The sequence below is a fragment of the Enterobacteriaceae endosymbiont of Donacia crassipes genome (genome assembly GCF_012569785.1).
Lineage (GTDB): Bacteria > Pseudomonadota > Gammaproteobacteria > Enterobacterales > Enterobacteriaceae.
On sequence record NZ_CP046202.1, the window covers coordinates 184,735 to 190,529 of the forward strand.

Below are 5,795 nucleotides of genomic sequence, written 5' to 3' on the forward strand. Positions count from 1 at the left end.
AACAGCTTCAATAATAGATATAGAAGCATTTCTCATTATTTGATATTCTTTATCAGATAAAGTTTGTGCTGGAGCAACTGTAATTGAATCTCCTGTATGTATACCCATTGGATCTATATTTTCGATAGAACATATAATAATTGAATTACCATTTTTATCTCTTATAATTTCCATTTCATATTCTTTCCATCCAATTAAAGATTCATCAATGATTAATTCATTATTAAATGACAAATTTAAACCATTATGACAAATATTTTTAAATTCTATAATATCATATGCTATTCCACCTCCACTACCACCCATAGTAAATGAAGGTCTAATAATACATGGAAATTTAATTTTTTGTATACAGTTTATTGCTTCATCCATATTATGGATAGAAAAAGAATATGGAGTATTAAAACCTAATTTTTTTAGAATTTTTATAAAATAAGAACGATTTTCTGCTTTATAAATAGTATTTATAGATGTTCCAATAACTTCTATATCAAATTTTTTTAATATGTTATTTTTATGTAAATCTAAAATACAGTTTAAAGCAGTTTGTCCACCCATTGTAGCTAAAATAGCATCAGGTTTTTCTTTTTTGATAATTTTAGTGATAACATGCCAATTAATAGGTTCTATATATGTTATATTAGCAATATCTGGATCCGTCATTATAGTAGCAGGATTAGAATTAACTAAAATTAAATTATATCCTTCTTCTTTTAGAGCTTTACATGCTTGTGTTCCTGAGTAATCAAATTCACAAGCTTGACCAATAATAATTGGTCCAGCACCTAAAATCATAATATTTTGTATATCAGTACGTTTTGGCATTCTAAAATCTCTTATATTTTTTTCTACAATAGATATGAATTAATTTTACAAAATAATCAAATAATATAGATGAATCATGTGGTCCTGGACTAGCTTCTGGATGACCTTGAAAACCAAAAGCCGGTTTATTAATACAATGAATGCCTTCTATAGTATTATCAAATAAAGATTTATGTGTAATCCTTAAGTTTTTAGGAAAATTATTTTTGTCAATGGTAAAATTATGATTTTGAGTAGTAATTAATACTTTATTATTTTCTAAATCTTGTACGGGATGATTACTTCCATGATGACCTATATCCATTTTTATTATTTTTGCTCCATTAGCAATGGCTAAAATTTGATGTCCAAAACAAACTCCAAAAACAGGAATATCTGTTATTAATATTTTTTTTACAATATCTATTATATAATGACATGGAGTAGGATCACCAGGCCCATTAGATAAAAAAATACCATCAGGATTTAATAGGATTAAATCCTTATAACTTATAAAAGCAGAAACAACAGTAACTTTACATTTTCTATCAATTAACATTTTTAAAATACTATTTTTTACACCAAAATCTAATACTATAACATGCATAGAAAATACATAATTTTTAATTATTTGTTTATTTTTATTACCTAATATCCAAGGATAATTTATTTTTGTAGTAATATCTTTTACCAAATCTAAACCTTGCAAACCTTTAAATTTACGTATTTTATATAAAATACTTTTATAATTAAAATTTTTTTTATTAGAAATTAAAGCTATTTTATTAATTTTTTTTTTGCATATTAATCTTGTTAGATACCTTGTATCTATTCCTTCAATAGCAACAACATTTTTTTTTTTAAGGAAAACATCTAATTTTTCTGTACTACGATAATTACTTGGTATTTTAGACAAATTATGAATAATAAGTCCTTTTGCATAAATTTTTGATGATTCATTATCATCAATATTAGTACCAACATTACCAATATGTGGATATGTTAAAATTATAATTTGTTTATAGTAAGAAGGATCAGTAATGATTTCTTGATAACCAGTAATAGCAGTATTAAATATTGTTTCTCCTATAACTATTCCATCTATCCCTATAGAATTTCCAAAAATTTGTGTTCCATCTTCCATTAATAATATTGCTTTATTATTCAAATTATTCTCCATAATTTATAATTTTTATATAAAAATATATTTTTAAATATAAAAATTATTTATTTATAAATACTTTATAAATATATTCCTACAAAATTTAAAAATAAAGATTATATAATCTATATATTCAAAAAAAATAACATAATTTATATTTTACTAAATTTAAATTTAAATTTAAATTACTCTCCTTTTTTAAAGAGAGTAATTTATTTTTACTTATTAAGTATTAGTTAAAGATTTCATATTAGTCATATAACTTCTTAAAATATACCCTATTTTTTCAATAGGATGATTTCTAATTTCATAATTTATTTTATATAAATAATTATTATTTATAGATGTATTTTTAATTTTAAAAATTCCTAAATCTTTTGTTGTAAGATTATTTATAAATTTTTTTAATAAAGGAATAGCATTATTTGTAAATAAATAATTACCATATTCAGCTGTATTTGATATAATCTTATTCATTTCATATAATTTTTTTCTAGCAATAGTATTTGCAATTAAAGGCAATTCATGTAATGATTCATAATATGCTGAAGCAGGTGATATACCAGATTCTATCATTAATTCAAATGATAATTCAACACTACTTTTGATAGCAGCAATCATAAAAATTCCTTGATCAAAATAATCTTGTTCTTTTATATCAAAATTTTGTAAATTTTTTGTTTTTTCAAATTGATTATTTTTATATATTTTTCTCCATTTAATTAAATTACTATTATTATTTTTCCAATCTTGAATAAGATTTTTAGAAAATTTACCTGAAAATATATTGTCAATATGTAACTTAAATAAAGGTTTTAATTTTTTTTTTAAAATTAATGATAATTTATAAACATGTATTTTATTAGAATTATTTAATCTATCCATCATTAAACTAATACCTCCTTGTTTTAAAGCTTTTGTAATATATTCCCATCCAAATTGAATTAATTGTGCAGAATATAATGGATTTTGTTTAAATTCTAATAATTTATCAAATAATAAAATTGATATTGTTTGTAACATTCCACATAATACAGTTTGTTCACCCATTAAATCTGATTTAACTTCAGCAACAAAAGATGATTCTAATACACCAGCTTTATGACTACCAATTGCAGTAGCCCAAGCTTTAGCTATTTGAAAACCATAATTGTTATTATTAGATTCTTGATGAACAGAAATTAAAGATGGAACTCCAAAACCTTTTTTAAATTCTTCTCTTACTTCTGTACCAGGACATTTAGGGGCTACCATAATAACTGTAATATCTTTAGATATATTTTCTCCTTCTTCTATAACATTAAAACCATGAGAATAACCTAATGTTGCTCCTTTTTTTATTAATAATTTGATTTTTTTTAAAACACTATGGTGATTATTATCAGGGGTTAAATTAATAATGAGATCAGCGTTAGGTATTAATTCTTCATAAGAACCAATAATAAAATTATTTTTGGACGCTCTTTGCCAAGATAAATTTTTATTTTTTATAGATTCTTTTTTTAAAGCATATGAAATATTTAATCCTGAATCTCTCATATTTAATCCTTGATTTAAACCTTGAGATCCACAACCTATAATGACAATATTTTTATCTTTTAAAAAACTAATATTTTCATTAAATTCGTTAAATTTCATTAATCTACATTTTTGTAAATTTTTTAATTTTTGACGAAAATTTAAATTATTAAAATAATTATTCATGTGATGATCCTTTTTTATAAACATAATTATTATTTAATAAATATTTTTTTATTTCTAATAAAATTTAAATTAAATTTAATAAATTTTTTTATTTTAAAATATTTATTTTATATTATTAATTTATTTTTATCTCTTACTGCTCCTTTATCAGCACTAGTTACAAAACTGGCATAAACTTTAAGTGCAAAAGAAATTTTTCTTTGTTTTTTACGTAAAGGTTTATATGATAATAAACCTTTTTTTTCTTCTTGTTTAATTCTTTTATTTAAAATAAAATTAGAAACATCTAAATGAATATATCTTTTTGGTATATTAATGTGAATGATATCATCATTTTTTACTAAAGCTATTAGTCCTTTATTAGCTGCTTCGGGTGAAATATGTCCTATAGATAAACCAGAAGTACCACCAGAAAATCTTCCATCTGTAATTAAAGCACATTTTTTATCTAAATTCATAGATTTTAAATATGATGTAGGATACAACATTTCTTGCATCCCTGGTCCCCCTTTAGGACCTTCATATCTTATTACTATAATATTACCAGGAAAAATTTGTTGATTTAAAATTGCATATACTGCTTCTTCTTGACTATCAAATACTTTTGCTTTTCCTTTAAAAATCATTAATTTTTGGTTTACACTTGCTGTTTTAACAACACATCCATTTTTAGCAAGATTACCATACAAAACTGCTAATCCTCCATCTTTGCTATAAGCAAATTGATATGAACGAATACAACCTTTTTTTCTATCTTTATCTAAAGTAGAATAAATATTATTTTGCGAAAAAGGGTATATTGTTTTTATATTACCTGGGGCAGATTGATAAAATTTTTTTATATTTATATTTTTTTTATTTAAAATATTATATTTATATATGGTTTCTTCTATAGTTAATTCCAAAATATTCATAGTATTTTTATGTATTAAATTTATTTTATTTAATTCATTTAAAATTCCTATTACCCCCCCTGCTCTATGAAAATCTTCCATATAAAATTTATTAGTACTAGGAGAAATCATACATAACCATGGAGTTTTTTTAGATAAATAATTAATTGTATTTAAATTAAATTTTATATTAGTTTCTTGTGATAAAGCTAACATATGTAATATTGTATTTGTAGATCCTCCCATAGCAATATCTAATGTCATTGCATTTTCAAATGATTTTTGATTAGCGATATTTCTAGGTAAAAAATTAGTATTATTATTTTCATAATATTTTTTAGTAATTTCTACTATTTTTTGAGCAGAATCTATATATAATTGTTTACGATTAACATGTGTAGATAATAATGACCCATTACCTGGCAATGCCAAACCTAAAACTTCTGTGATACAATTCATAGAATTAGCTGTAAACATTCCAGAACAAGATCCACATGTTGGACATGCATTAAGTTCAATTTTTTTTATATAATTATTAGATTGTTTTGGATTAGCTGATTGGATCATAGCATCAACTAAATTAATTTTTGTAAATTTTTTATTTTCTTTAATATTAATTTTACCAGTTTCCATTGGACCTCCAGATACAAAAACAGTAGGTATATTTAAACGTAAACTAGCCATTAACATTCCAGGAGTAATTTTATCACAATTAGATACACATATCATTGAATCAACACAATGTGCATTTATCACATATTCTATAGAGTCTGCAATAAGTTCTCTTGAAGGCAAAGAATATAACATTCCATCATGTCCCATCGCTATACCATCATCAATAGCTATTGTATTGAATTCTTTAGGAACCCCTCCATGTTTTTTTATTTCATCAGAAATTATTTTACCTACATTTTGTAGATGTATATGTCCTGGAACAAATTCTGAAAAAGAATTTACTATTGCAATAATAGGTTTATTAAAATCTTTGTCACTCATTCCTGTTGCACGCCAAAGAGCTCTAGCTCCAGCCATATTACGACCTTTAGTCGTAGTAAATGAACGATAATTAGGCATATTTATTTTCTTTTATTATTAAAATTAAAAATTTATTAAATATTAATATAATCTAGCCAATTCCATCTATCTTTTATTTTCCCTTTTAACAGGGAAATAAATTCTTTTTGTATATTTTTTGTAATTTTCCCTATTTTACCATTATTTATTAATATATT

At 23.0% G+C, this 5,795-nt stretch carries 4 protein-coding genes and 1 pseudogene; all 5 read right to left on the reverse strand.

Annotated elements, in window-relative coordinates; all coding sequences use genetic code 11:
- A partial coding sequence (locus tag GJT95_RS02295) for a carbamoyl phosphate synthase preATP-grasp domain-containing protein (protein WP_246225731.1) occupies positions 1-825 on the reverse strand: 825 nt, incomplete at its 3' end.
- Between the two features lies 1 nt (position 826).
- Positions 827-1,972 (reverse strand): glutamine-hydrolyzing carbamoyl-phosphate synthase small subunit, encoded by a 1,146-nt coding sequence (gene carA / locus GJT95_RS00890; protein WP_425482520.1) that lies wholly within the window; start codon positions 1,970-1,972, stop codon positions 827-829.
- Positions 1,973-2,191: 219 nt separating this feature from the next.
- Complete coding sequence (ilvC, locus tag GJT95_RS00895; RefSeq protein WP_169785913.1) at positions 2,192-3,670, reverse strand: ketol-acid reductoisomerase; 1,479 nt, start codon at positions 3,668-3,670, stop codon at positions 2,192-2,194.
- A 107-nt stretch (positions 3,671-3,777) separates the two neighbouring features.
- Positions 3,778-5,637, reverse strand: a complete 1,860-nt coding sequence (gene ilvD, locus GJT95_RS00900; protein WP_169785914.1) for a dihydroxy-acid dehydratase — start codon at positions 5,635-5,637, stop codon at positions 3,778-3,780.
- 35 nt (positions 5,638-5,672) lie between these two features.
- Positions 5,673-5,795 (reverse strand): annotated as a pseudogene (locus GJT95_RS02315) (branched chain amino acid aminotransferase); the annotation flags it as partial.